The sequence below is a fragment of the Rossellomorea aquimaris genome, assembly GCF_020172085.1.
Taxonomy (GTDB): Bacteria; Bacillota; Bacilli; order Bacillales; family Bacillaceae_B; genus Rossellomorea; species Rossellomorea aquimaris_E.
The window spans coordinates 390,522-415,546 of the sequence record NZ_JAIVAT010000003.1; the positions used below are offsets into that span (position 1 = coordinate 390,522).

At 43.5% G+C, this 25,025-nt stretch carries 23 protein-coding genes and 1 riboswitch; of the genes, 22 read left to right on the forward strand and 1 reads right to left on the reverse strand.

The window, feature by feature from the left end:
• Nucleotides 1-175 precede the first annotated feature (175 nt).
• The 11 genes from LCL96_RS02680 to LCL96_RS02730 all read left to right on the forward strand — a co-directional run bounded on the left by LCL96_RS02680 (nucleotide 176) and on the right by LCL96_RS02730 (nucleotide 13,318).
• Nucleotides 176-1,351, forward strand: a complete 1,176-nt coding sequence (locus LCL96_RS02680; protein WP_224939935.1) for a hypothetical protein — start codon at nucleotides 176-178, stop codon at nucleotides 1,349-1,351.
• Between the two features lie 157 nt (nucleotides 1,352-1,508).
• Entirely contained in the window at nucleotides 1,509-2,462 is a 954-nt protein-coding gene (locus LCL96_RS02685) for an NAD-dependent epimerase/dehydratase family protein (RefSeq protein WP_224939936.1), read from the forward strand.
• A complete protein-coding gene (locus LCL96_RS02690) occupies nucleotides 2,443-3,375 on the forward strand; it encodes a lysylphosphatidylglycerol synthase transmembrane domain-containing protein (RefSeq protein WP_224939937.1) in 933 nt (310 codons plus the stop codon). Before LCL96_RS02685 ends, LCL96_RS02690 begins: the two co-directional genes overlap by 20 nt.
• Before the next feature lie 6 nt (nucleotides 3,376-3,381).
• Nucleotides 3,382-4,839, forward strand: a complete 1,458-nt coding sequence (locus LCL96_RS02695) for an alkaline phosphatase family protein (protein WP_224941268.1) — start codon at nucleotides 3,382-3,384, stop codon at nucleotides 4,837-4,839.
• Nucleotides 4,832-5,599 (forward strand): glycosyltransferase family 2 protein, encoded by a 768-nt coding sequence (locus LCL96_RS02700; protein WP_224939938.1) that lies wholly within the window; start codon nucleotides 4,832-4,834, stop codon nucleotides 5,597-5,599. The genes LCL96_RS02695 and LCL96_RS02700 overlap by 8 nt, the downstream gene beginning before the upstream one ends.
• A gap of 127 nt (nucleotides 5,600-5,726) precedes the next feature.
• Nucleotides 5,727-6,476, forward strand: a complete 750-nt coding sequence (locus LCL96_RS02705) for a hypothetical protein (RefSeq protein WP_224939939.1) — start codon at nucleotides 5,727-5,729, stop codon at nucleotides 6,474-6,476.
• 46 nt (nucleotides 6,477-6,522) lie between these two features.
• The gene (locus tag LCL96_RS02710) at nucleotides 6,523-7,443 is read left to right on the forward strand and encodes an FTR1 family iron permease (RefSeq protein ID WP_224939940.1); all 921 of its coding nucleotides are present in this window, start codon (nucleotides 6,523-6,525) and stop codon (nucleotides 7,441-7,443) included.
• A 683-nt stretch (nucleotides 7,444-8,126) separates the two neighbouring features.
• Nucleotides 8,127-9,584: a hypothetical protein gene (locus tag LCL96_RS02715; RefSeq protein ID WP_224939941.1), complete on the forward strand. Its 1,458-nt coding sequence runs from the start codon at nucleotides 8,127-8,129 to the stop codon at nucleotides 9,582-9,584.
• Nucleotides 9,584-11,353: an excinuclease ABC subunit UvrC gene (uvrC, locus tag LCL96_RS02720; protein ID WP_224941269.1), complete on the forward strand. Its 1,770-nt coding sequence runs from the start codon at nucleotides 9,584-9,586 to the stop codon at nucleotides 11,351-11,353. The genes LCL96_RS02715 and uvrC overlap by 1 nt, the downstream gene beginning before the upstream one ends.
• A complete protein-coding gene (locus LCL96_RS02725) occupies nucleotides 11,354-11,509 on the forward strand; it encodes a hypothetical protein (protein ID WP_224939942.1) in 156 nt (51 codons plus the stop codon). It abuts the gene before it with no gap.
• Nucleotides 11,510-11,708: 199 nt separating this feature from the next.
• Nucleotides 11,709-11,887: riboswitch (Lysine riboswitch) on the forward strand.
• A 192-nt stretch (nucleotides 11,888-12,079) separates the two neighbouring features.
• Entirely contained in the window at nucleotides 12,080-13,318 is a 1,239-nt protein-coding gene (locus LCL96_RS02730; RefSeq protein WP_224939943.1) for an aspartate kinase, read from the forward strand.
• Nucleotides 13,319-13,382: 64 nt separating this feature from the next.
• Here the strand turns inward: LCL96_RS02730 and LCL96_RS02735 are convergent, their stop codons facing one another.
• Nucleotides 13,383-13,763 (reverse strand): YslB family protein, encoded by a 381-nt coding sequence (locus tag LCL96_RS02735; RefSeq protein WP_397549668.1) that lies wholly within the window; start codon nucleotides 13,761-13,763, stop codon nucleotides 13,383-13,385.
• A 408-nt stretch (nucleotides 13,764-14,171) separates the two neighbouring features.
• On the opposite strand from LCL96_RS02735, the gene LCL96_RS02740 reads away from it, so the two are divergent.
• The 11 genes from LCL96_RS02740 to LCL96_RS02790 all read left to right on the forward strand — a co-directional run bounded on the left by LCL96_RS02740 (nucleotide 14,172) and on the right by LCL96_RS02790 (nucleotide 25,022).
• Nucleotides 14,172-14,780, forward strand: coding sequence for a succinate dehydrogenase cytochrome b558 subunit (locus tag LCL96_RS02740; RefSeq protein ID WP_098439694.1), 609 nt, complete (start codon nucleotides 14,172-14,174; stop codon nucleotides 14,778-14,780).
• Between the two features lie 72 nt (nucleotides 14,781-14,852).
• Entirely contained in the window at nucleotides 14,853-16,616 is a 1,764-nt protein-coding gene (gene sdhA / locus LCL96_RS02745; protein ID WP_224939945.1) for a succinate dehydrogenase flavoprotein subunit, read from the forward strand.
• Entirely contained in the window at nucleotides 16,616-17,383 is a 768-nt protein-coding gene (sdhB, locus tag LCL96_RS02750; protein ID WP_060671328.1) for a succinate dehydrogenase iron-sulfur subunit, read from the forward strand. The genes sdhA and sdhB overlap by 1 nt, the downstream gene beginning before the upstream one ends.
• A gap of 111 nt (nucleotides 17,384-17,494) precedes the next feature.
• On the forward strand, nucleotides 17,495-19,093 hold the full coding sequence (locus LCL96_RS02755) for a bifunctional metallophosphatase/5'-nucleotidase (RefSeq protein ID WP_224939946.1): 1,599 nt from the start codon (nucleotides 17,495-17,497) through the stop codon (nucleotides 19,091-19,093).
• Nucleotides 19,094-19,538: 445 nt separating this feature from the next.
• On the forward strand, nucleotides 19,539-20,009 hold the full coding sequence (locus LCL96_RS02760) for an acyl-CoA thioesterase (RefSeq protein WP_224939947.1): 471 nt from the start codon (nucleotides 19,539-19,541) through the stop codon (nucleotides 20,007-20,009).
• 144 nt (nucleotides 20,010-20,153) lie between these two features.
• On the forward strand, nucleotides 20,154-20,378 hold the full coding sequence (locus LCL96_RS02765; protein ID WP_032087424.1) for a helix-turn-helix domain-containing protein: 225 nt from the start codon (nucleotides 20,154-20,156) through the stop codon (nucleotides 20,376-20,378).
• 259 nt (nucleotides 20,379-20,637) lie between these two features.
• A complete protein-coding gene (locus LCL96_RS02770) occupies nucleotides 20,638-21,096 on the forward strand; it encodes a MarR family winged helix-turn-helix transcriptional regulator (protein ID WP_224939948.1) in 459 nt (152 codons plus the stop codon).
• Between the two features lie 9 nt (nucleotides 21,097-21,105).
• Nucleotides 21,106-21,906, forward strand: coding sequence for a glutamate racemase (gene racE / locus LCL96_RS02775; protein WP_224939949.1), 801 nt, complete (start codon nucleotides 21,106-21,108; stop codon nucleotides 21,904-21,906).
• Nucleotides 21,907-22,476: 570 nt separating this feature from the next.
• Nucleotides 22,477-23,553: a GerMN domain-containing protein gene (locus LCL96_RS02780; RefSeq protein ID WP_224939950.1), complete on the forward strand. Its 1,077-nt coding sequence runs from the start codon at nucleotides 22,477-22,479 to the stop codon at nucleotides 23,551-23,553.
• Between the two features lie 119 nt (nucleotides 23,554-23,672).
• A complete protein-coding gene (gene rph / locus LCL96_RS02785; RefSeq protein WP_224939951.1) occupies nucleotides 23,673-24,410 on the forward strand; it encodes a ribonuclease PH in 738 nt (245 codons plus the stop codon).
• Between the two features lie 15 nt (nucleotides 24,411-24,425).
• Nucleotides 24,426-25,022 carry an XTP/dITP diphosphatase gene (locus tag LCL96_RS02790; protein ID WP_224939952.1) on the forward strand — a complete coding sequence of 199 codons (597 nt, stop codon included), beginning with the start codon at nucleotides 24,426-24,428 and terminating at the stop codon, nucleotides 25,020-25,022.
• Nucleotides 25,023-25,025 lie beyond the last annotated feature (3 nt).

A 25,025-nucleotide genomic window follows, 5' to 3' on the forward strand; every position in this document is an offset into this window, starting at 1 on the left:
ATCTAATACTACCCCAAAACACATGTTAATTTATACTAATCGGACCTCTTCAAGTGCTCTAACCATTTAGAAGTCATATTTTTCGTAAGAAACCGTTGACTATGAGAATCATTCTCGCTATAATTTAAATGGAATTGAAAATCATTATCATTTAAACAGTCGGGGGTTTATACATATGAGAAAGAGAGATTTAACGAAGATCTTTGCTGCATTTTTATTAACGGGTTCTGTCCTGGCAGGATGTGGAACCGATGAGAAAAGCAGTGATACAGCTGCATCGGATGAATCTAAACAAGTAGAAAAAGAAGATGAAAGCGAAGAAATGGATTTTTCTGCGTCATTTGAAGAAGCCAAGGCTGAGCTTTCAAAAGCGAAGGAAGACAAAGATGTTGATTTTGATAAAGTGACTTCCATCTATAAAGATGATCTGCAAGAGCTTGTGCAAAAACGTGATCAGGAATTTGAAGATACGGTTGATGAGCATATTTCTACCGCTCTAGAAGCAGGTAAGGATGGTTCCCTTGATCAAGTGGTTGTGGCACAATTATTCGATAAATTAATGCAAAAAGTATTCTATACAACAATGAAACATGAATTCACGGAAGTTGCCGAAAACTGGGGCAACACGGAAGAAGTGAATGAAGAAATAGAAGAAGCGAAAGAATTCTATGAAATCCTTGAGCCGACTGTCGAGAAGAGGGATCAGGCATACGGGACTAAGATGATGGATGCCATAAATGGTGGATTTGCCGAAATGGAGAAGGCGGTCGAAGAGGATGATGAACTCGGCTTCCAACTGGGGAAACAGGTTGTGGATAAAACGCTTATGAAGACGTTTTACCTTGCTGCAGGTGCTCTTCCGAACGGATATGCGATGAAAGCATCTGAAGAAGCAAAGGAAAATGCTGAAGCAGCAAAAGCTGAACAAGCAGAAGGATGGGCTTTCTATCAATCTCTTGAAAGCTATCTATCAGGAAACGCTCCTGAAGAAGCGGACAAGATCAACAAACAATTTGACCTGCAAACGGAAGTGACATCCATCGATCCTGAAGCAGTGAACCATGCATTTGTTCGTGGATTCTCTAAAATTGCGTTACACGAATATGAAGAGAGTGAAGAGTACTGGGGAGAAGATAAGTCAGCTATCACTGCATTGGAAGGTGCGCTGTTTATTGATCTGATCTCTTCCGATATTAAGAATCTGATGGATGATGCATCATATGAATCACTATCAACAGATGCTCAAAGCTACTTAGAAGCTGTTAAGTCACAGGATAAAGAAAAAGCAGAAACGCTAAGATCTAACATTGAAAAAATGTTGAATGATGTGATTGCGAAAGCGAATAAATAGTCATTTGGGTTGACCCTGTAAAGTGTTAAGTCCTCCTTCAAGTACATTGAGGGGTGGTGCTTTTTGAACACATGGGGGTCAACCCTTTTTCACTTTCACTTCAAGGTAAGGTACAATATAGAGATGATTAAATCGTAATGGTTCGAGGTGTGAGGAATTGAAGATAATTGTTACAGGCGGTGCCGGGTTCATCGGATCCCATCTGTCGAGAAAGCTTATTGAAGAAGATCATGAGCTATTGATCATAGACAGTTTTCACCCCTATTATTCACCTGAAAGAAAAAAACGACAACTATCGTTTGTAAGGGAAGTGGGTTCTTTCAGCTTCTCTAAAAAAGATTTGTTAGTGGATGAAGAAGAGTTACAAGAGGTGTTTCGCGATTTTAAAGGCGACTGTGTCGTTCATTTGGCAGCGATCCCAGGGGTATCCCACTCTTTACAGGTTCCAAATGAATACGTCGATTATGATATCAAAGCGACGATCAATACCCTTCGACTGGCGGGGGAGAGCGGTGTCCGGAAATTTATCTTTGCTTCTTCTTCCTCTGTTTATGGAAATCAGAGTGACAAGCCTTCCAAAGAAGATGATTCAACGGGTGCGGTGATATCGCCGTATGCTGCGGCAAAGTATAGTGCCGAATCGTTTTGTAAAGCATACGCGTCCATTTACGGTCTGGACTTGACGATCCTCCGCTTTTTCACCGTATATGGACCGTGGGGAAGACCTGATATGGCTATCTATTCATTTATCCTGAAGCTTATGAACGGTGGGAATATTCCTATTTACGGATTGGAGAATAGTAGAGATTATACGTATATTGATGATATTGTGGATGGTACGTATAAGGCCATCATGAGTGATCAGTCTGGAACGTTTAATCTTGGAAATGGCAGGCCGATTTCCATGGACAGGCTGATCAGTGAACTAAGGACTCATTTTCCATCGTTGGAGTTACACGTTACCGACAGAAGGGTTGGGGATGTGACATCGACATGTGCGGATATTACGAAAGCGAAAGACGTTTTAGGCTATTCACCAGCTGTCTCCTTTGAAGAAGGAATCAAAAGAACCGTTCAATGGATGAAAGAACATGAACAAAACGTCCTATAAATTCGCAAAGAATGCTGTAAGAATCTTATTATTGGGTCTGTTTTTTATTTTGCTCTATTTCTATTTTGATAAAGAGTTTATGATGAAAGCCATACAACAGATGGTTGTGCATCCTATTATCATTTTAACGGTACTGGGAATGTATTTTTTGTCCTTTTTCCTGAAAGGAATCGCATGGAAACTATACCTGAATGCGAATGTGAGATTATCAAGCTGTTTGATCGGATTGTTTTATAGTTTACTGTTTAATCATTTGTTTCCTTTAAAAGTGGGGGACGGACTTCGGGTCATGGTGATGAACCAGCGTGAAAAGCAGGTAAGTGTTGAACAATCGTTTCATTCAGTGTTTGTTTTGAGAGTGATGGACACATTATTGCTCATGATCCTTGTAGGGATCGGACTGCCATTTTTTCCACTTTCACTAGAGATGCCCGCTCTGTTCTCCATCGGATTGTTTATCTGTTTCCTATTGGCAGGAGGATTTATCCTTAGGTATGTTCCTTCCGTATTCCTCTCCCGACAGGTAAGTATGCTGAAAAATGCCCTTTCTGGTGGCAGGGGACTCGTGGTCATCAGTCTAATCTTTCTTAGCTGGGTATTGGAGGGAGCGATTCTCTTTGGAGTTGCCGTCATCAGTTTAGAGCCGTTATCCATGGGAGCAGCGATTTGGGTCAATAGTGTGACGATCATCGGTCAGTTGTTTCAATTTGCCCCTGGAGGACTGGGTACCTATGAATCTGTTATGAGTTATACTCTGCTCTCGGCGGGTATTCCCCTTGGAAAAGGGCTTTCCATGGCTATTTTGAGTCATGGGTTAAAGTTTGTTTTCTCTTTTGTAGTTGGAGGAATCGTAATCGCCGTATCCCCGGTTTCACTCAAAAACGTGAAACGGTGGAGCGGGATGAAAGGATGAATGAAATTGAAGAGCGCATCAAAATTCGAAAAAACGGCGGCCAGATGCTGGAATCTCCTGAATGAAGGAAAACCATTCACCCCTATTTTTGTCATTGGGACCATGATGATCTTTCATTTTCAGGAATTGCTTCATGGAGAATGGTTCCCATTCCTTATAAGCTTGTTATTTACCCTGCCGCTGTTTATTTTATATTTTTATTATGACTTTCCATTGTTCTTGCGGAACTATTTATGGATTCCGGTGATAGGGTATCTCCTACTCTTCGAATCACCTAATTTAGCTCTATGGGGATTTGGGATCGGTCTTTATTTCTTCTTTACCGTCTTTTTCTGGGGAACATTCTATTATCACCTGCGGATCGGAACGGACTGGCTGAATTTCACCCGGTTCTGGAAACTGGTATTGAAGAATAGTGACTCAACGAGCGGAAACGCACAGGAACAACTTCCGAAATTCCTTCTCTTGTTAGCGGTTTGGGACGGGATGATGACGAATCTGTCTACGGGTGAATTACTGCCTACGACTCACTATTTCATTTTTTGTGGTGCGGTATTCGCTTTAGCTTTCATTTTGCATCATTTCCTATTCGACTGGAAGCCGAAGCAGTATGACTCCTTTACTTCCGGTGTACCTTCCGCTGAAGCCCTTAATGATAAAGTGGTGGTCATTGTGATCGACGGGATGAGGAAAGAACGTTTTTATGAAGCGAATACGCCGTATCTGGATGGATTGATGGAAAAGGGAACGGAGTATTTAAATATGGAAACCGTGTATCCTGCGAGAACCGTTGTGTGCTTCTCTTCCATGTTCACAGGTACGTACCCTAAAGAACATGGTATGAAATCCAATATGGTCTGGAAGTTAGGGATCAAAGTGGAGAGTATCTTTGATTCACTACGAAAGGTAGGGAAAAAAGGGAAGATGTTAGGGATCGCCCACCTGGTCGATTCATTCGGTCAAGACGTTGAAACCGTCACGGCCGTGATGCATAAAGACAAAGCGGATCGAAATATTATTAATAAAGCGAAAAAGATCATGGAAGAACAAGACCCGGATCTTTTTATCGTTCAATTAATCGGTACCGATCAAATTGGGCATAGTAGAGGGGTCTTATACGATGAATATATTGAGAAAATTGAAGAAGCAGATCGTTTAGTACAAGAATACGTCGAGTGGCTGGAAGCGGAAGGGAAGATGGAAAACACGACCCTTATGATCTGTGCCGATCACGGACAGGCCGATGGAATCGGCGGACACGGTCATCTCGATGAAGGTGAAAGATTCGTTCCTTTCTTTATGGTTGGTCCTGGAGTGAAGCAGGGTGAGAAGATCCAGGAGAAACATAGCCTGGTATCCATGGCTCCGACCATCGCTCATTTATTGGGGGCACCATTTCCGGGGAACAGCAGGGGACCTGTGTTAAACGAAGCATTAAAGGAGAGTTGGATGCAACATGAATAAACAGAAAGTCATCGTTTTCATGCCTGCCCATAATGAAGAAGAGTCGATCGGGGACGTCATCAGACGGGTGCCCCGTTCCTTCCACCCTTCCGTTGAGGTGGAGGTATTGGTCATCAATGACGGCTCAAACGATAGGACGGTTGAGGTGTCGAAACGGGCAGGCGCTGATCACATCATCACCTTTGACCATAACCGGGGTCTCGGCGCTGCTGTGAGAGAAGGTTTGAAAGCATCCGTTGAATTGGGTGCCCATATCGGAGTCATGATTGATGCAGACGGAGAGTATCCTCCTGAACAGATCCCGGATCTATTACTGCCGATCTTCCAAGGAGAGGCGGATTACACGATGGGGTCGAGATTCCTGGGCACCATCAATGGGATGAAACTTCACCGGCGTTTAGGAAATTACTGCTTCACGGTTCTTCAATCTTTATTGCTTCGAAAGTGGATATATGATGGACAGTCCGGGATGCGGGCGTTCTCAAAACAGGCGATGGAACATGCTGAAATCATACACGATTACAATTATGCTCAAGTACTGACCTTGAATCTTGTCCGCAAAGGATTCAGGGTGATGGAGATCCCGATTCTGTATCATGTACGGACGACGGGCCGCTCCTTCATCAAGTTCCAATCCTATATGTCTTCTGTTCTTCCGGCCATTTTGAAAGAGATGAACAAGCCGGTGAAAAAAGTTTATGTAGAAGAGCAGGCGCATTTCATCCCTTCAGTTGAAGGAACGAATCATTTTGCAAAATAGCGTTTCGAATCGTATATTATTGTCCAAATCGTGAAAAATAAGCACTTTCCTCCAACGGAAGAGTGCTTATTTTTTATTGACAATACGAATGATAATCATTATCATTGAAAACAGGAGGGAACCATACATGAAAAAAACGTTCATAACGAGTGTACTCGTGTTTTTATTAATCAATATCATGCTGACTTCACAGGCTGCCGCTTATTCATACGGTGATCCAAGTGAAGAAAAAATAGCAGAAGCATATAAAGAAATGATGATCAAGCTTGATGAAAACCCTCCAAACTTTTCAGAATCGAAAAAGATTTATGAAACGGTTCAAGAAGAAGTGGACCAGCATATGGGAGAGGAACCTTCCAAGGTCATTCTGCAGAATCTGGATGACAAAGAAAAAGAACAAGCTATTGAAAACTTAGATGAACTCCTTGTCCTGAATATTGCCAGAAGACTTGAGAGCATTGATAAAAACTTTTCGGAATATGATACTAGTAAGCGATTACTCGCAAAAGGGTTTGCTACATATAAAACGTTATCTCCCAAGGTAGAAGGGAAGAATCCTGAATTAGATCAAAAGATCAGGACTGAATTTGATCAAGCGTTGGAATCTTTAGGGAATCCCGGATTGTTCGGAGTTGGTACGAAGAAAGCTGATCAGGATGCGTTTAAACAAAGTAAAACGTTCATAAAGGATTCCCTTCAAAAGGAATTTGACATTAAGAGTCTGGAAGTTGGGCATTTCGCTGAAAGTGCGACAGAGGATGCAAGCCAGAAACAGGAATGGACGGATATTTCCAACCTAAAGAATTGGCTTCCCATTATCATCATTGCAGGGATACTTGCAGCAGCGATCATTTATGCCGTCAGAAAACGTAAATAAGAGGAAGAGATAAATAATGCGTCACAGCTAGTAAGGGGGAACAACCGTGGAATTACAAGCTTTGCTGATCACCTTTCGTGAAGTCCTCGAGGCTTTATTGATCGTCGGGATCATTACCACCTATCTGAAGAAAACGGATCATGGTCGATATACTAAATTTGTCTGGCTTGGGGCCGGATTAGCGATTTTGGCCAGTGTCGGTGTCGCGATGCTCTTTCAGGTCGTCTTTACCGGATTTGCCGCCATGGGAAGTGAGATGTATTTGAAAATCGGGATTATGCTGATCTCATCCGTCCTGCTTACCCAAATGGTCTTTTGGATGGCAAAGCACAGTCGCGACCTGAAGGGGAATATGGAAGGAAAGATGAATCACTTCATCTCGACAGGGAACATTGTCGGTATGGTCATTCATTCGTTCCTCGTTGTTCTGCGTGAAGGTGTAGAGACTGTATTCTTCTTCGCCGCCATCACAGGTGGAGATATTGGAGCCGCCATGCAGGGCTGGGGAGCGATCACTGGTGTCGTCATCGGGAGTGTAGTGGCATACTTCTTCTTTAAAGGCACAATGAGAATTTCATTGAAGAGCTTCTTTAAAGTGACAGGTGCATTCATTATCCTGATCTCTGCAGGGCTTCTTGTACAGGCGATTTCCATGATGCAGGATATAGGATTGATCGGCAGTGTGATTCCGCATCTTTACGATCTGACATGGATACTCCCAGAGCATCCGATCGATTATGCCCACTTCCTGCGTGATACGGGGACTGCCCCGTTGATGTCAGGTGATGTCGGCATCTTCCTTAAAGCGTTGTTCGGATATTCTTCTATGCCATCCATCGAAGAGGTGATGGCGTACATCGGGTATTTCGTAGCCATTTACTTCCTTACGTCCTCAAAGCCGAAGACGGTGAAAGCTAAGGAAGAGGTCAAAGCGGGTGTCAAGGATTTGAGTCCGCAAGCTAAATAATGTATGTTTCGTGCCAAACATCATTACCTTAAAGATTGAACACCCTTTTCGAAAGGTGTACACTCTATAGAGGAATGTATGTTTGGTCCTTTTTTTTATCCTCTTTTGCAAAGTGTATTTTGATATTGATTCAGACTTGATTTACAGCTACTCTGTCAATAAGTTAGTAGTTGAGGGAGAGTGAAACTGCTCCGCTTTCCACGGACGTTCGGCCGAGCCTCCTCAGCAAATTTCGCTTCCGGGGTCTCGGCACGCCCGTTTTCCGTAGGAGTCTACGCAGTTCCCCTCTCCCTTTATAGAAGTTTTGGCTGACAGAGCTAAATGATTAAAAAACAAGGAGAGAGAGGATTTCACAAATAACTACATTTGATTACTTCAGTCTTTAAAAATGATTTGGTTTCTAGCGATTCTGACATTTTTTAGTTATAGTAACAAACTTACGCTTGGAAAGTTGATTGGAGCGGAAGGTGCTCGACTCCTGCGGGAAACGCTGGACAGGTGAGACCCCGCAGGGCTTTAGCCCGAGGAGGCTCACCGCCAGCCCCGCGGAAAGCGAGCACCTGGAGCGGAAATCAACCACTACTCGCTCCTTAAAAGTAACAATGTTTACGTAAACAGTCTTACTTGTTTGAATGAAGAATGAATATATATAATGTGTGAGGGTGAAGTTGGTGAGAGAGAAGATGGGGAAGTATGTTAGCCTGGCGAATGGTGTCGGGGCGTTTGCTGTGATAGCAGTTTTTGTTCTGCAGCTCATATGGGTTCCGTCCTTCGCGGCTACGTGGGACATGGTGGATTTCGCACTAGGTGTCCTGCATTTTGATATGTACCAGATGCAGCCCCATTTTCCCGGGTACCCTTATTTCATCCTGGGGGGGAAAGCCCTTCATCTGTTTGTGGATGACCCGGCTCAAGCATTGACCCTCTTTAATATCTTCCTTTACGGAAGTGCGATCATTCCGCTTTTTCTATTAGTAAAAAGAATGACCGTGCCGTCTTATGCAATGATGGCGACGGCGTTTATCTATACAAGCAGCTTTACGATCCTGATGGTGAATCAGCCCATGTCCGAGGGAGCTGCCCTCGGGATGATGTGGTGGTATATATGGAGTTTGGTGTTTGCGAAAGAGAAATCCCATAACGCCTACCTCATTCTCCCTCTGTTTCTATTCAGTCTCCTTCTTGGAATCAGGTTATCCTACCTGGTCCTTGGGATCGGCATCCTGATGGTCATTTATAGCAAATGGAAATCCGGGATGCTGAAGGTCTTGGACATGCTCGTCTACATTCTGATTGCGATTCTCTTCCAGCTTCTATGGGTTTCAGGGATTAGTATATCTGAAGGCGGATACGGGAGCTTTCTTCGCTTGGCGCTTTCTTTCACGAATGGACATTTCCAGGAATGGGGTGGTGCGATCGGAGCGTCGGATCTCAGCATGTCGGAGAGGTTTTTTAAATTGCTCTTTGTGAACACGATTTGGGTTGGAAGTGCGGGTGAATCGCTTCTCCTCCTCCTCTGTTTGGTTGTGGGTCTCAGCGTGTTCAGGAATTCTTCGATAGGGAAGTATTATCTGACAAGACTGATGCTGATTCTTCTTGGCAGTTATTTTCTTTGGGCAATATTCGCCCAGAATGTGATGAAGCCCCGTCATGCCCTGCCTTTGATCGGGATGAGTTTGTTTCTGATTGCGGGAGCGCTTTTTTCAAGAAGACGATCCAAAGGGGTATCGCTTTTTCTAATCTTGTTCCTTCTGCTTCAGGTTTTCCATACAAGTAAGCTATTATATACTCATACATCAGAAACTCCGGCAGTCTATCAGATGGCCGATTATTTAGAAGGAGAAGGTCGGCCACTTGTCGTTTATACGTGGGAAGAGTCAAGGGTGCTCGAATATCTTGCCGTTCCATTTACTCATAAGAAAGTACAAACTTATGAAGTGTTTGCCACTGACGCAGGATATTACCCTGACCGCGATATTTATCTGACGGATAAAGTGGTGGAAGGCTTTAAGGATCAGGGAATCTCGGTGGACGAATTCATTAAAGTAGAAAAGCATTTCCATTCAAGTGAGCTCACCGACCCGATCTATCATGACCTTACACTATACAAGTGGGAGAAACCTAGGAAGGAGGAAGAATGATGAATCAGAATATCACAAATAAATTAGCGCTGCTTCCTGACCAGCCTGGATGTTATTTAATGAAGGACAGGCAAGGGACGATTATCTATGTGGGAAAAGCGAAAGTGTTGAAGAACCGTGTTCGTTCTTATTTCACAGGTTCCCATGATGCAAAGACCCAGCGCCTTGTAGGGGAAATCGAAGACTTCGAATACATCATGACGTCATCTGATCTGGAAGCCCTCGTGCTCGAAATGAATCTGATCAAAAAATATGACCCTAAGTATAATGTCATGTTAAAGGATGACAAAAGCTATCCGTTCATAAAATTAACGAATGAACGACACCCAAGGCTCATCACCACCCGTAAAGTCCAAAGGGGTAAGGGGAAATACTTCGGACCATACCCGAACGTGGGAGCCGCAAATGAAACGAAAAAGCTACTCGATCGCCTGTATCCGTTACGAAAGTGTACGACCCTTCCTGACCGTGCCTGTCTTTACTATCATATGGGGCAATGTCTCGCTCCCTGCATTAAAGAAGTGAGCAAAGACACTTACCGTGACATGACGGATGAAATAACCCGTTTCTTGAATGGCGGCTATAAAGATATCAAGAATCAGCTAACGGTGAAAATGAACGAAGCGGCAGAGAACTTGGAATTCGAAAGGGCGAAGGAGTTCCGGGATCAGATCCTGCACATTGAAGCAACGATGGAAAAGCAAAAAATGACGATGACGGATTTCACAGATCGTGATGTGTTCGGATATTCCGTCGATAAAGGCTGGATGTGTGTACAGGTATTCTTTGTGCGTCAAGGAAAGCTTATAGAGAGGGATGTTTCCCTATTCCCCCTATATAATGAACCAGAGGACGAGTTCCTGACGTTCCTGGGTCAGTTCTACTCAAAGTCCAATCATTTTAAGCCGAAGGAAATCTTCCTGCCTGAGGAAATCGATATCGATCTCGCTGAAAAGCTTCTTGAGGTGAAGATGACCCAGCCGAAACGCGGGAAGAAGAAAGAGCTCGTAAAGCTTGCCGAGAAAAATGCCAAGCAGGCGCTCGGGGAAAAGTTCGCCCTTATTGAAAGAGATGAAGAAAGGACGATCAAAGCGATCGAACGTCTCGGGGAACACATGGGCATTTATACCCCATTCCGGATCGAAGCGTTTGACAACTCCAATATTCAAGGATCAGATCCTGTATCGGCCATGATCGTATTCGTGGACGGCAAACCTGCGAAGAAAGAATATCGCAAGTATAAGATTAAAACGGTAAAAGGCCCCGATGATTATGATTCTATGAGGGAAGTTGTGCGCAGAAGGTATACAAGGGTGTTGAAAGACGCACTTCCTTTACCGGACCTCATTATCATCGATGGTGGGAAAGGGCAGATCGAAGCTGCGAGGGATGTCATCGAGAATGAACTGGGCCTCGATATCCCAATCGGGGGACTTGCGAAAGATGATAAGCATCAGACGTCGGAATTGCTTTACGGGAACCCGTTACAAATCGTTCCTCTGGAGAAACGAAGCCAGGAATTTTACCTTCTTCAACGGATCCAGGACGAAGTCCACCGCTTTGCCATCACCTTCCACCGCCAGCTGAGAGGAAAAAGCGCCTTCCAATCCACCCTTGATGAAATCGACGGCATCGGACCGAAAAGGAAAAAACAACTTCTCAAGCACTTCGGTTCAATGAAAAAGATGAAGGATGCGACAGCGGAAGAATTCATGGAAATTGGAATACCCGAAGCCGTCGCGAAGGTATTGGTGGAGAAGTTGAAGTAAGTGTTGCTTGAAAGTCATATTCTTTTACTTCAAACAGAAAGATTGTTCGGTTTATTTATTTCTTCAGCAGACACTAGTGAACAAGCAGAGTTGATTGGAGCGGAAGGTGCTCGACTCCTGCGGGAAATCCCGAAAAGCGGGGCTGGACAAGTATAGAACTCCCACTACAATAGCCCGAGAAGGCTCACCGCCAGCCCCGCGGAAAGCGAGCACCTGGAGCGCAAATCAACCACTACTTGCTCATTAGAAACGGCTTACCAACCAATAAAAAGGAAATATTGAATCAATTAATCATTGAATCAATATTTCCTCTGTGCTATAATTAACGAAAATTTATAACATTATCACTTTTAAAAGTGGTGATAGAGGTGCGAACTTCAAGAGTACAGGCAAAGAGGAGAATGAGCTCCATTGAGATGTCTGGAAAGGGGAGAATCGCCGAAGTGGCTATAGTCTCATGCTGTATCCGCTGGTTCTACGTTTAAGAAATGTAGGATTGTCAAGATGATTCAATCTTGGAGAGCTATCTCACAATGCCGATGAACCTATTTGTATGTTCTGCTGTATGTTCATAAAGCAATGAGATATTATTCTCATTGCTTTTTTTATTATCAGCGCAGGGTTTGGTCAAACAAATCCTGTTCTATGAACGTTTAGGATGATTGTGATTGTACTCTTCATCATCAAAAAGAGTAGCGAGTATGCGCTCAGAAAGAGGGAGAAGTCGTGAGTATTATTGTTCAAAAATTCGGAGGAACATCTGTAGGATCTGTGGAAAGAATTCAAAATGTTGCGTCAAGGATCATTGAAGAGAAAGAAAGGGGAAACGATGTGGTCGTCGTCGTATCTGCCATGGGGAAAACGACGGATACACTCGTCGGACTGGCGAGGGAAATTACGTCACAGCCGAGTAAAAGGGAAATGGATATGCTGCTTTCAACCGGAGAGCAGGTGACCATATCCCTCCTGACGATGGCCCTCATCCAATCAGGGCATGATGCCATTTCATTCACCGGCTGGCAGGCAGGTATTGAGACGGAATCTGTTCATAGCAATGCGCGGATTACCAATATTCATACCGAAAAAATGTCGGCTCACCTTCAGGAAGGCAGGGTGGTTATCGTAGCTGGATTCCAGGGGATGACTGAGGCAGGAGAGATCACCACACTTGGAAGAGGCGGATCCGATACTACTGCCGTAGCCATAGCGGCCGCCCTCAAGGCTGAACGCTGTGACATTTATACAGATGTGGACGGAGTATACACGACAGATCCACGATATATTCAAGGGGCAAGAAAGTTACCGTCCATTTCCTATGATGAAATGCTTGAACTTGCGAACCTTGGGGCGGGGGTCCTGCATCCAAGAGCAGTGGAGTTTGCCAAGAATTATCAGATACCGTTAGAAGTCAGATCCAGCATTGAAAGAGTGGAAGGAACGTATATTGAGGAGGAAGCAAGCATGGAACAGAACTTAATTGTGAGAGGCGTAGCCTTTGAAAATGAAATTACGCGTGTTACTGTATTTGGACTACAAAACGCTTTAACAGGACTTTCATCCGTATTCACCACGTTAGCAAAAAATCATTTAAATGTAGACATCATCATTCAGACCCAGACGGATCAACATACAACGAATCTTTCCTTCTCCATCAAAGAGCAGGATCTTGAGGAAACCCTTGCTGTGCTGGAGCAAAATAAAGAGCAGTTGGATTTCACACATATCGAGCATGAAAGCGGGCTGGCGAAAGTATCGATCGTCGGTTCAGGTATGATTTCCAATCCTGGTGTTGCTGCGGAAATGTTTGAAGTACTGGCTCAGCATGACATTGTCGTGAAGATGGTCAGTACCTCTGAGATTAAGGTGTCTACGGTCGTAGACGGGGAAAATATGCAAAAGGCAGCCGGTGTCTTACATACTGCCTTCAATCTTGATGCAGTGAAAATGGAAGAAATCACGCTGTAAAATTATCATAAAAAAGGGTTGCCCTGGACATACAGAGCAACCCTTTATTAGAGATTGAACAGGCCTATTCAATTCGGTCTTTATCGTCCCATCTCACAACCACTTTCACTGATTTGTTTCGTTTATGTAATTCATCAGCAGCTTCTGCCACGCATTTTCTTTGAAGCTGAATTTGTTCGGCAATAAAGCCTGTTTCCAATTTGAAGTTTACATCTGTTTTCATAGACAGACGCCGTTCGATCACTGGTCCGTTTAACTCAAAGGTCATTTCGTTCTTTTTCTGTTCCAGAAGTGTAAGGACACCCCAGCCGGCCTCATTGAAAAAAGAGGATACTTCCTCCGTTGACTGCAGTGGGAATTTCCGGGAGAGTTGTTTTCCACCCCAGTAAAGAATGTCGGGCGTATGCTTCCCTAATATTTCTGGAATCAATATGTCGCGCAGCATTTCATATCCGAAGATTGGAACGGACGGTTCATGCACTTCTTCTTTTTTCTGTTCCAAGTAAATCCCCTCTTTCTATAAAACTATTATATACGTGAAAAGGGGAATTATCATCCCATATGTCGAAAAAAGAACCTTGGGATATTTTGGTGATATAATATTTATTGTCCGTTTATTAGAATTTTCGGACATTTAATTGGACGAAACCTCGTCTTTTCTGTTATCAATATATTAAAAATATTTTTGCGGTATTGTCGAATTTATGTATACGTTTTCTTGACGCTTCCACTCCTTGGGAGTAAAATGAACATGTCACATTATTGTTACAATATAAAATATGTATCGTCGTCTAATTGGTAATGAATGGCATTAGAAAACGAATTCATATTTTATCATTAAGGGGGGTAAATCATGGCTGGAAATCGAGAATTTAATTATCGCAGGCTTCATTCATTGCTAGGTGTTATTCCAGTTGGATTATTTTTAACACAACATTTAGTCGTGAACCATTTTGCCACTGGTGGGGAAGAATCATTCAACCAAGCGGCACACTTTATGGAAAGTCTTCCTTTCCGTTATTTCCTTGAAATCTTTATCATCTTCCTTCCATTGTATTTCCATGCAATTTACGGAATTTACATTGCATTCACTTCAAAGAATAATGCAAGTAGGTTTGGATATTTCCGTAACTGGATGTTTTTACTTCAACGTGTATCTGGAGTGATCACATTCATTTTCGTAACATGGCATATCTGGGAAACAAGAGTCGCGGCAGCTTTTGGAGCTGAAGTGAACTTTCAAATGATGGAAAACATTTTATCTAATCCATTGATGCTAGGATTTTATGTGCTGGGTGTTCTTTCAACGATTTTCCACTTTGCAAATGGATTATGGTCATTCTGCGTTAGCTGGGGACTTACAGTTACACCACGTTCTCAATTAATTGCTACATATGTTACGATCGGGATTTTTGTTGCGTTATCGATTGTCGGTATGCGTGCAATCTTTGCCTTCGTATAAGCAGAAACGATATACGAGTCTGATAGATTAAGTAAGTGCTCTGAAGTATGGTAGGAAAAGGAGTGAGTCACGATGAGTAAAGGCAAAATCATCGTTGTCGGTGGCGGTTTAGCCGGCCTGATGGCCACAATTAAAGCAGCAGAAAAAGGAACGCAAGTGGATTTATTCTCACTGGTACCCGTTAAGCGTTCCCACTCTGTATGTGCACAAGGTGGTATTAACGGAGCCGTTAATACAAAGGGAGAAGGAGACTCTCCTTGGGAACATTTTGATGATACGGTATACGGTGGGGATTTCTTAGCGAATCAACCGCCTGTTAAGGCAATGACTGAAGCAGCACCAGGGATTATTCATTTACTCGACCGTATGGGAGTTATGTTTAATCGTACACCTGAAGGATTGCTGGATTTCCGTCGTTTCGGTGGAACACAGCACCATAGAACCGCTTTCGCAGGTGCTACGACTGGTCAGCAATTATTATACGCCTTGGACGAGCAGGTACGCCGTCATGAAGTAGCAGGTTTAGTAAGCAAGTTTGAAGGCTGGGAATTCCTTGGAGTCGTCATCGATGACGAAGGAGTCGCACGTGGGATCGTTGCTCAAAACCTTCAAACGATGGAAATCAAATCCTTCGCAGCGGATGCCGTTATTATGGCGTCTGGTGGACCGGGAATTATTTTCGGAAAGTCTACAAACTCTGTCATCAATACAGGTTCAGCTGCTTCGATCGTTTATCAGCAAGGTGCTTATTATGCAAATGGTGAGTTCATTCAAATTCACCCGACAGCCATTCCTGGGGACGATAAGCTTCGCCTCATGAGTGAATCGGCACGTGGAGAAGGTGGACGTGTCTGGACGTATAAAGACGGTAAGCCTTGGTACTTCCTTGAAGAGAAGTATCCTGCATACGGAAACCTTGTTCCCCGTGATATCGCAACACGTGAAATCTTTGATGTGTGCGTAAACCAGAAGCTTGGTATCAACGGTGAAAACATGGTGTACCTGGATCTATCTCATAAAGATTCAAAAGAGCTTGATATCAAGCTTGGTGGAATCATCGAAATTTATGAGAAGTTCATGGGTGATGATCCACGTAAAGTACCAATGAAAATCTTCCCTGCGGTTCACTATTCAATGGGTGGTCTATGGGTCGACTATGATCAAATGACCAATATACCTGGTTTATTCGCAGCTGGTGAGTGTGATTATTCTCAGCACGGTGGAAACCGATTGGGAGCGAACTCATTACTATCTGCTATCTACGGTGGTATGGTTGCCGGACCTAATGCCATTAAATATATTGAGGGTCTTGAGAAAACGGTTGAATCTGTTCCTTCATCCGTATTCGACCGCTATGTAAAACAGGAAGAAGAAAAATGGAACAACATCATGTCCCTGAATGGCACGGAAAATGCGTATGTCATTCATAAAGAGCTTGGTGAATGGATGACGGATAATGTTACAGTTGTACGCCATAACGACAAGCTGAAACAAACGGATGAGAAGATTCAGGAACTGATGGAACGTTACCAAAATATCAATATCAATGATACGGCTAAATGGAGCAACCAAGGAGCGACGTTCACACGTCAATTGTGGAACATGCTGCAGCTTGCCCGTGTTATTACAATCGGTGCATTAAACCGTAATGAGAGCCGTGGAGCTCATTACAAGCCTGACTTCCCTGAACGTAATGATGAAGAATTCCTGAAAACGACGATGGCTAAGTACAATGCTTCAACGAATTCACCCGAATTCCATTACGAGGAAGTTGACACTTCACTAATCGCACCGCGTAAGCGTGACTATTCTAAGAGCAAAGGGGGAAATAAATGATGAGTGAAAATAAAAAAGTCCGTTTTATCATTACTCGTCAAGAAAGCCCGGAAACTGCCCCTTTCCAAGAAGAGTTCGAACTTGATTATCGTCCGAATATGAACGTGATTTCCGCGTTGATGGAAATCCGTCGTAATCCGGTCAATGCAAAAGGGGAACACACGACTCCGATCAACTGGGATATGAACTGTCTGGAAGAGGTATGTGGAGCTTGTTCAATGGTGATCAACGGAAAGCCGAGACAATCGTGTACGGCGTTGGTTGATCAATTAGAACAGCCGATCCGTCTTGAGCCAATGCGTACTTTCCCTGTTGTTCGTGACCTGCAGGTAGACCGCAGTCGCATGTTCGACAGCTTGAAGAAAGTCAAAGCATGGATTCCGATTGATGGAACTTACGATCTTGGTCCGGGACCACGTATGCCTGAGAAGAAACGTCAGTGGGCATATGAACTATCAAAATGTATGACTTGTGGTGTATGTCTGGAAGCATGTCCGAATGTAAACAGCAAATCAGACTTCATCGGGCCTGCCCCATTATCTCAAGTTCGCTTATTCAATGCGCATCCAACGGGTGCCATGAATCAGGATGAGCGTCTTGAATCGATCATGGGCGACGGTGGACTTGCCAACTGTGGGAACTCACAAAACTGTGTGCAATCTTGTCCGAAAGGAATTCCTTTGACGACTTCAATTGCCGCATTGAACAGGGAAACGACATTCCAAATGTTCAAAAACTTCTTCGGAAGCGACCATATGGTTGACTAATCTATATTTCAATAGCACTCTCCTTCGGGGGAGTGCTTTTTTATTTCCTCATAAAACAAGGGTTTTTGATGCATAGTAGACACAAATGAGTTCATTGCAGGAGTGATGAAAGTGAAGAAGAACAGAATGTCATTAGCCATCCTACTTGTCATCATATTGACCACCGTACATCCATTAGTCCCAGAAGAAAAGGCAATAGCGATCGAAAAAGGGGGCTCGCTCCAATTAACGATATTACATACAAATGATGTGCATGCCCATTTAGAAAACACTCCATATCTGCACACGGCCATAAAGGAAGTGCGAGAAAAGGAGAAGGAAATCCTTCTTTTGGATGCTGGGGATGTCTTTTCAGGGACGCTCTTTTTTAATCAATATCTCGGACAAGCGGATGCCGAATTTATGAACAACATAGGGTATGACGCCATGACTCTTGGAAACCATGAATTCGACAAAGGAAGTAAGGTACTGGCAGATTTTATTAAATCACTGTCTTTTCCAGTGGTGAGCAGCAATGTGGATGTGCGTGCTGATCGTTATCTTGCCCCGCTAATGAAGGATCGGATCTCTGACTCTGCGGAAGGTGGCAGTATTTACCCTGCTATCATTCATTCTGTGAAAGGTGTGAAAGTTGGAATCATTGGTCTAACCACAGAGGATACAGTATTTCTTTCAAAACCAAATGAAAAGATTGTGTTCGAGGATGCTGAGAAAAAAGTGAGAAATGAGATAGCTCAACTGCAACAAAAAGGTGTGCATCATATCATATTGTTGTCACACTTAGGTTTATCCCGTGACAAACAATTAGCTCAAGATGTAAAAGGAATTGACATCATCATTGGAGGTCACTCTCATTCTAAATTAACCAGTCCACTTGTATATAACCTGAAATCTGAGCCAACGATCATTGTGCAAGCCAATGAGTACGGAAAGTTTTTAGGGGAGGTGGATGCGGTTTTTTCGAAAGAGGGTGTATTAACAAGTTGGAACGCTGGTTTGATCGATGTATTAGCAAAAGATAAAAAAGGAAATAACATATTCCGTCCTGATCCGTGGGCTCTCGAGCGATTGTCACAATTAAAGGAGCCGATTGAAGAATTAAAGAGCACTTTTATTGGATCTGCAAGCGTACCGTTAAACGGAAACCGTCATGACGTTCGGACAAAAGAAACCAATTTAGGCAATCTCATCACAGATGCCATGCTGGAAAAAGCGAACCGGTACGCCCCAACTCAAGCCGCTTTCCAAAATGGGGGAGGCATCAGAAATTCGATCGAGGCAGGGGACATCACATTGGGAGATGTGCTGGAAGTTCTGCCTTTTGGCAACAGCATTGTTACGCTGGAACTGACAGGAGAAGAAATCCTTCAAGCATTAGAACATAGCGTGTCAAAAGTGGATGAAGAAGCGGGGCAGTTCCTACAGGTATCAGGCATATCATTTCACTTTAATCCGGAAAGGCCGGCTGGGGAACGGATCATGGACGTGAAGGTGCAAGGAGAAAATCTTGACACTGCGAAGTCATACAGGGTGGCAGTTAACGCATTTCTTGCCGACGGAGGAGATGGTTTTACCATGTTTCGGGAGGCAAAAGAAAGCGGGAGGGTTTCAGAGTTGTACTTAAATCTATACGAGTTGGTGAGTGAATACCTCACCAGCCACTCACCCAATTCCCCTGAAGTGGAAGGTAGAATCGTGGAAGAAGGGTGATAAAAGACAAGAGCCGGTTCTTTTATTTGGCTATTTCAGTTAATATGCCTCCTTCCAATCAAATCATCTTCGAAAGTATGAAGTAGTTTTTGAAAAAATGCTCTTCTCCATATTAACTTTCTATGAACCATCTAGCTCTGTCACCAAAGGCATCTATAGAGGATGAGGGGAACTGCGTAGACTCCTACGGAAAACGGGCGTGCCGAGACCCCGGAAGCGTTTTTTGCTGAGGAGGCTCGGCCGAACGTCCGTGGAAAGCGAAGTAGTTCCCCTCATCCTCTAGCACACACTCAATGACAGAGCATTTAAGATGATTACCCCTGTAAAAATAACAAAGCAGACTTTTATTTATAAGGTTTCTTATTGTTCTGAAAAAGGGTATAATAAAATGAATCGCCATTCATTTTCATCATTCCATATTCTATTGATAAAAGGAGGAGCCAATTTGAAGCATTTTACATACATTGAAGATATAGAAACATGGCAAAAAGAATTCTCATTTTCTATCCATATAAAGGTCCGGTTTTCTGAGACTGATATGTTTGGCCATATGAACAATACGGTTCCATTCACATACTTTGAAGAAGCCAGGATCGAATATTTAAAACACATTGGATTTATGCAAAACTGGGTGAAGCCTGAACATGATTCGATTCCAGTCGTTGCAGACTTACAGTGTGATTTTGTAAAGCAAGTATTCTTTGACGAAACGTTGAAGATCTTTGTGAAGGCAAATCGTATTGGGCGTTCTTCAGTAGATTTACACTATATGGGACTTAATGAAGAAGGAGAGATTTGCTTTACAGGCAGAGGGACCATGGTGCAAATTTCGAAGCAAACCGGAAAAGGTGTTCCTTGGTCGGAAGAAATGAAGGCGAAGCTTGAGTGCGAAAGGGTCGTCTCGAGCCCGGTGTAGGATGTAAAGAAACGAATGCCTATTTTTCATTTAACTTCCTTCTCTATGTCACTCTAAACCCTACCTTCACATATGATATTCTGACGACCGACAATACCCATCCCCGCGGTTTAAAGCTGGCGAAGGCAAGGAGGGTTACCATAATTGAAGGACAATGATTTTACACACAAACCGTTGCTCACCAAAAGAGAAAAAGAAGTATTCGAACTGTTAGTTCAAGACAAAACAACTAAAGAAATTGCTAGTGATCTATTTATTAGCGAAAAAACAGTTCGAAATCATATTTCCAACGCCATGCAAAAGCTTGGAGTGAAGGGGCGATCTCAAGCTGTTGTAGAGCTTCTTCGCATGGGGGAACTCAAGCTTTAAATGTAAGGGACTGATTCTGATGACGAACAATTAACGGGTTTCTAAACACGATGCCTATTAATGTTTGAATGAGAGTCAGTCTCTTTTAGTTGTGTGCTTTCGAACTTGTCTTGAAATTTCACCTGAAAAAGGCGAAAATGCTAGTAAGGGTAATTTGGACTTACCCCATAATAGATAGAGAAACGAAACAGGAAGGCTGAAGCGTTCCCGTTTTTCATAGGAGTACTTGTTCAGTTTCTGAAGTAAAAGGAGAGAAATCATGACGAAACCTAAAGACCAATCCATTGGAGATTTACAAGTTGTTGCAGATATTGAGAAAGACCTTCGATACATATCATCCATCATCAAACAAAAAGGAAGAGAGATATTAAGCCAATATACCATCACGCCACCTCAGTTCATCGCACTGCAATGGTTATTTGAATATGGGGACATGACGATTGGAGATCTTTCGAATAAAATGTACCTCGCATGCAGTACGACGACAGATCTGGTTGATAGAATGGAGAAAAACCAGTTAGTTGAACGTGTAAAAGATGAAAATGACCGCCGCGTCGTCCGCATTCATATGTTAAAAGAGGGCGAAAGAATTATTGAAGAAGTGATCAAGAAAAGGCAGAATTATCTCCAGAGTGTCTTAACGGATTTCTCGGATCAGGAAGTGCTATTATTAAAAGATAATTTAGCGAAACTTCATCAAGAAATTAAACCAGAGTGAGGGAATAATGTGATTCAACCAATCGGTATCATCGATTCTGGGGTAGGGGGTCTGACCGTCGCGCGGGAAGTGATGCGACAGCTGCCGAAAGAAACCATCTATTATCTTGGCGACACAGCCCGTTGTCCCTACGGACCCAGATCAGCTCAAGAAGTCAAAATGTTTACGTGGGAAATGACTCAATATCTTCTGAAATATGACATCAAAATGCTGATCATTGCCTGCAATACAGCCACAGCGGTGGTCCTTGATGAAATTCAGACTCACTTGGATATTCCCGTGATAGGGGTCATTCACCCTGGAGCGCGTGCAGCGATCAAGCATACTCATAATAAGAGAATCGGTGTCCTTGGAACAGTGGGGACGATCAGTAGCGGCGCCTATGTGGAGGCCCTTCACTCCCTCCACGGGAGCTTGGACGTCACTTCACTCGCCTGCCCGAAATTTGTTCCTTTAGTGGAAAGTGGAGAGTACGATAGCTCCATGGCTGATGAAATCGTGCGAGAGACCCTGCATTCGATTAAAGATTCCGGCGTAGATACCTTGATCTTAGGTTGTACTCATTATCCGTTGTTACAGCCGAAGATCCAGGAGTATATGGGTCCTGAAGTCAGTGTGATCAGCTCCGGGGACGAAACGGCCCGTGAAGTCAGTACGATTCTTGATTATTACAACCTCCTGTACAGGGGTGTCCAGCAGCCTGAGCACCGCTTCTTTAACACAGGATCCTCTTCCATCTTTTCAACAATTGCCTCCGATTGGCTGACAATCGGGGAAGTAAAAGCAGAAACCATTCGGTTGCAAGAGTAGAATCTTGTGATCGGGTGGTTTTTTTGATGATTGGAGGGTGGTTGGAAGTGGGAGTGGGGTTGGAAAAGGAGATATCAACCTTTATTCTGATTTATCGACCCTCAAATGAATTTATCAACCGTTTTTTCATTTTATCAACCTTGTTTTCATGATATCGACCGTTCTATCAAATTTAAAAAAATCCGGTTTGCTGTTTCAGCTGTCTAATCTGATCAAGCCTCCTTCGCTTTTGTATCATCCAGCTGCGGCGGCTAGAGGCTCGAGGTCATAAGCCAAGAACACCAAAAAGGCAAAATGCGCCTTTCCGGTGTTCTTGTCATATGCTTGTCGCCTCTGTTCAAGCCGCCTCCGCTTTTGTATCATCCAGCTACGGCGGCTAGCCCCTCGAGGTCATAAGCCAATCTTGCCCCAAAGGCAAAGAACGCCTTTAGTGCAAGCTCGTCATATGCTTGTCGGGGCTGACCAAGCCGCCTCCGCATTTGTTTGTACTATTTTCAAAAAGTTTCGGTCTATTTTTTGGACGGGGCTCGTATATATGTTAGTACAAACTGTCTTTTAGGAGGTTTCCCAATGGCAAAAAAAGCAAAAGTGTCAATAGCGGTAACGGTTTTAGCTTCTTCAGTATATCTTTCAGGTTGTGGGCTGCTCAGTTTCGGCGATGATAAAGAAAAGATTGATCCTCCTCAGGACTTATCCTATTTAAAAGAAGGGGAGAAAGTCGATACAGCTAAAGGAGAGGATTCAGAGAAAAAGGTGAGCAAGGAAGAAGCGGATGCACAAACCGTGATGACAGAATTGTACTTAATCGATAAAAACGGGTATGTCGTTTCCCAGTCCATCCCTTTGCCAGGTCAGGAAAGCGTGGCGAAACAAGCGCTTGAATATCTTGTGAAGAATGGTCCCGTTGAAAATATCCTGCCAAACGGATTCAGGGCTGTATTGCCGGCTGATACACAAGTAACGGTGGATATTAAAGATGGAAAAGCAATAGCGGACTTTTCACCGGAATTCAACAATTACCAACCGGAAGATGAGCAGAAGATTCTTCAATCCGTCACGTGGACATTGACACAGTTCGATTCGGTGGAAAAAGTCGAGCTTCGTGTAAACGGATATCCTTTAACGGAGATGCCTGTCAATGGTACACCGATCGATGAAAATGGATTAACGCGAAAAATCGGAATTAACGTGGATACCTCAGGGGTTGTGGATCCAACGAGTACAAAGCCGCTGACGGTTTATTACGTCTCGCAAACCGATGATAAAACGTATTATGTCCCAGTCACAAAACGGGTCAGCTCCAAATCAGTCGATGAAGTCAAAGCAGTGGTGAAAGAGTTGATTGATGGACCAGGATATTCATCATCTCTTGCAAGTGATTTTACCGGGGCGAAGTTATTGGATGATCCGAAGCTTGAGGATGGTACGGTTACTCTGAACTTTAATGAAGCGGTTTTTGGTAGCCTGGAGGAAAAATTGGTTTCTGAGCACATGCTGAATTCCCTCGTCCTTTCATTAACAGAACAAAAGGGGATCAAAGGCGTCTCAGTGTTGGTCAATGGGGAAGCCACCAAAGTGTCTAAAGATGGTGAAACGGTAACCGAGCCCGTGACGAGACCGGAAAATGTAAACGCAATTAGTTTTTAAATACCGATTTTTTGATATACTATTATAGAATCACTTAAAAAGAGGTTGGCAGAATGCCACCTCTTCTATTTTTGATTAGAACTTCTTACATAACATACGAATTTACAGGAGGGAAATAAATGAGAACAGACGGCAGAGAAAAAAATCAATTGCGTCCAATCGAAATTGAAACAGATTATGTCAAACACCCGGAAGGTTCAGTATTAATCACGGTGGGAGAAACGAAAGTCATTTGTAATGCCAGCATCGAAGAAAGAGTGCCTCCATTTATGAGAAATAGTGGGAAAGGATGGATCACGGCAGAGTACTCCATGCTTCCTAGAGCGACAGAAACAAGGAATATCCGTGAATCATCCAAAGGGAAAATATCAGGAAGAACGATGGAAATTCAGCGATTGATCGGACGTGCCCTAAGAGCGGTTGTGGATTTAGATGCACTGGGTGAGCGCACGATCTGGATCGATTGTGATGTCATACAAGCAGATGGCGGAACCAGAACGGCATCGATTACCGGGGCATTCGTTGCCATGGCACTGGCCCTTGCGAAGCTGCAGGATAATAAAAAGATTTCATCCTTCCCATTGAAGAGCTTTCTGGCAGCGACAAGTGTCGGTATTGTAGAAGAGCACGGGGCGGTCCTTGATCTGAATTATATTGAAGATAGCAGTGCATTGGTGGATATGAACATCATCATGACGGGCGAAGGTGAATTTGTCGAGCTTCAGGGAACCGGTGAAGAAGCGACTTTTACAATGGACCAATTACAGGAATTATTGAAGCTCGGGCAAGAAGGAATTCATGAACTATTCCAAATCCAGAAGCAAGCATTAGGAGAAATAGTAAATAGATTTCAATAAAGGGATGAGAGATCGATGACTAAACGAGTGATCATAGCGACGAAGAACAAGGGTAAAGCAAAAGAATTTCAACATATGTTTGCACCATACGGATATGAGGTACAAACATTACTAGACCTTCCGCATATTGAGGACGTGGAGGAGACCGGCGTTACGTTCGAGGAAAATGCGGTATTAAAGGCAGAAACCGTAGCAGCGGAATTAGGAGCATTGGTGATAGCGGATGACTCAGGCCTCTCCATCGATGCGCTTGAAGGGCGTCCCGGCGTCTATTCTGCACGTTATGCAGGTGAAGAAAAAAGCGATGAAGCGAATATGGAAAAGGTTCTAGGAGAACTTGAATCTGTTGAAGATTCCGATCGCACGGCCCGTTTTTACTGTGTACTGGCCATTGCAGGGCCTGAAATGGAAACGAAGACAGTCACTGGGACTTGCGAAGGGATGATTTTACGCGATAAGAGAGGAACGAATGGTTTCGGTTATGATCCGATCTTCTTCGTGCCTTCCCTACAGAAAACCATGGCCGAATTAACACAAGAAGAGAAGAGCGGAATCAGTCATCGCGGCCATGCATTAAAAAAGCTAGGAAATATGATTTCAGACTTAGTTTAAAGG

Coding starts and splice junctions, on each gene's coding strand:
- LCL96_RS02680 (WP_224939935.1), top strand. CDS start 176: ATGAGAAAGAGAGATTTAACGAAGATCTTTGCTGCATTTTTATTAACG.
- LCL96_RS02690 (WP_224939937.1), top strand. CDS start 2,443: ATGAACAAAACGTCCTATAAATTCGCAAAGAATGCTGTAAGAATCTTA.
- LCL96_RS02700 (WP_224939938.1), top strand. CDS start 4,832: ATGAATAAACAGAAAGTCATCGTTTTCATGCCTGCCCATAATGAAGAA.
- LCL96_RS02705 (WP_224939939.1), top strand. CDS start 5,727: ATGAAAAAAACGTTCATAACGAGTGTACTCGTGTTTTTATTAATCAAT.
- LCL96_RS02715 (WP_224939941.1), top strand. CDS start 8,127: ATGGGGAAGTATGTTAGCCTGGCGAATGGTGTCGGGGCGTTTGCTGTG.
- uvrC (WP_224941269.1), top strand. CDS start 9,584: ATGAATCAGAATATCACAAATAAATTAGCGCTGCTTCCTGACCAGCCT.
- LCL96_RS02735 (WP_397549668.1), bottom strand. CDS start 13,763: ATGCTGCGCGACATATTGATTCCAGAAATATTAGGGAAGCATACGCCC.
- LCL96_RS02740 (WP_098439694.1), top strand. CDS start 14,172: ATGGCTGGAAATCGAGAATTTAATTATCGCAGGCTTCATTCATTGCTA.
- sdhA (WP_224939945.1), top strand. CDS start 14,853: ATGAGTAAAGGCAAAATCATCGTTGTCGGTGGCGGTTTAGCCGGCCTG.
- sdhB (WP_060671328.1), top strand. CDS start 16,616: ATGAGTGAAAATAAAAAAGTCCGTTTTATCATTACTCGTCAAGAAAGC.
- LCL96_RS02770 (WP_224939948.1), top strand. CDS start 20,638: ATGACGAAACCTAAAGACCAATCCATTGGAGATTTACAAGTTGTTGCA.
- LCL96_RS02780 (WP_224939950.1), top strand. CDS start 22,477: ATGGCAAAAAAAGCAAAAGTGTCAATAGCGGTAACGGTTTTAGCTTCT.
- rph (WP_224939951.1), top strand. CDS start 23,673: ATGAGAACAGACGGCAGAGAAAAAAATCAATTGCGTCCAATCGAAATT.
- LCL96_RS02790 (WP_224939952.1), top strand. CDS start 24,426: ATGACTAAACGAGTGATCATAGCGACGAAGAACAAGGGTAAAGCAAAA.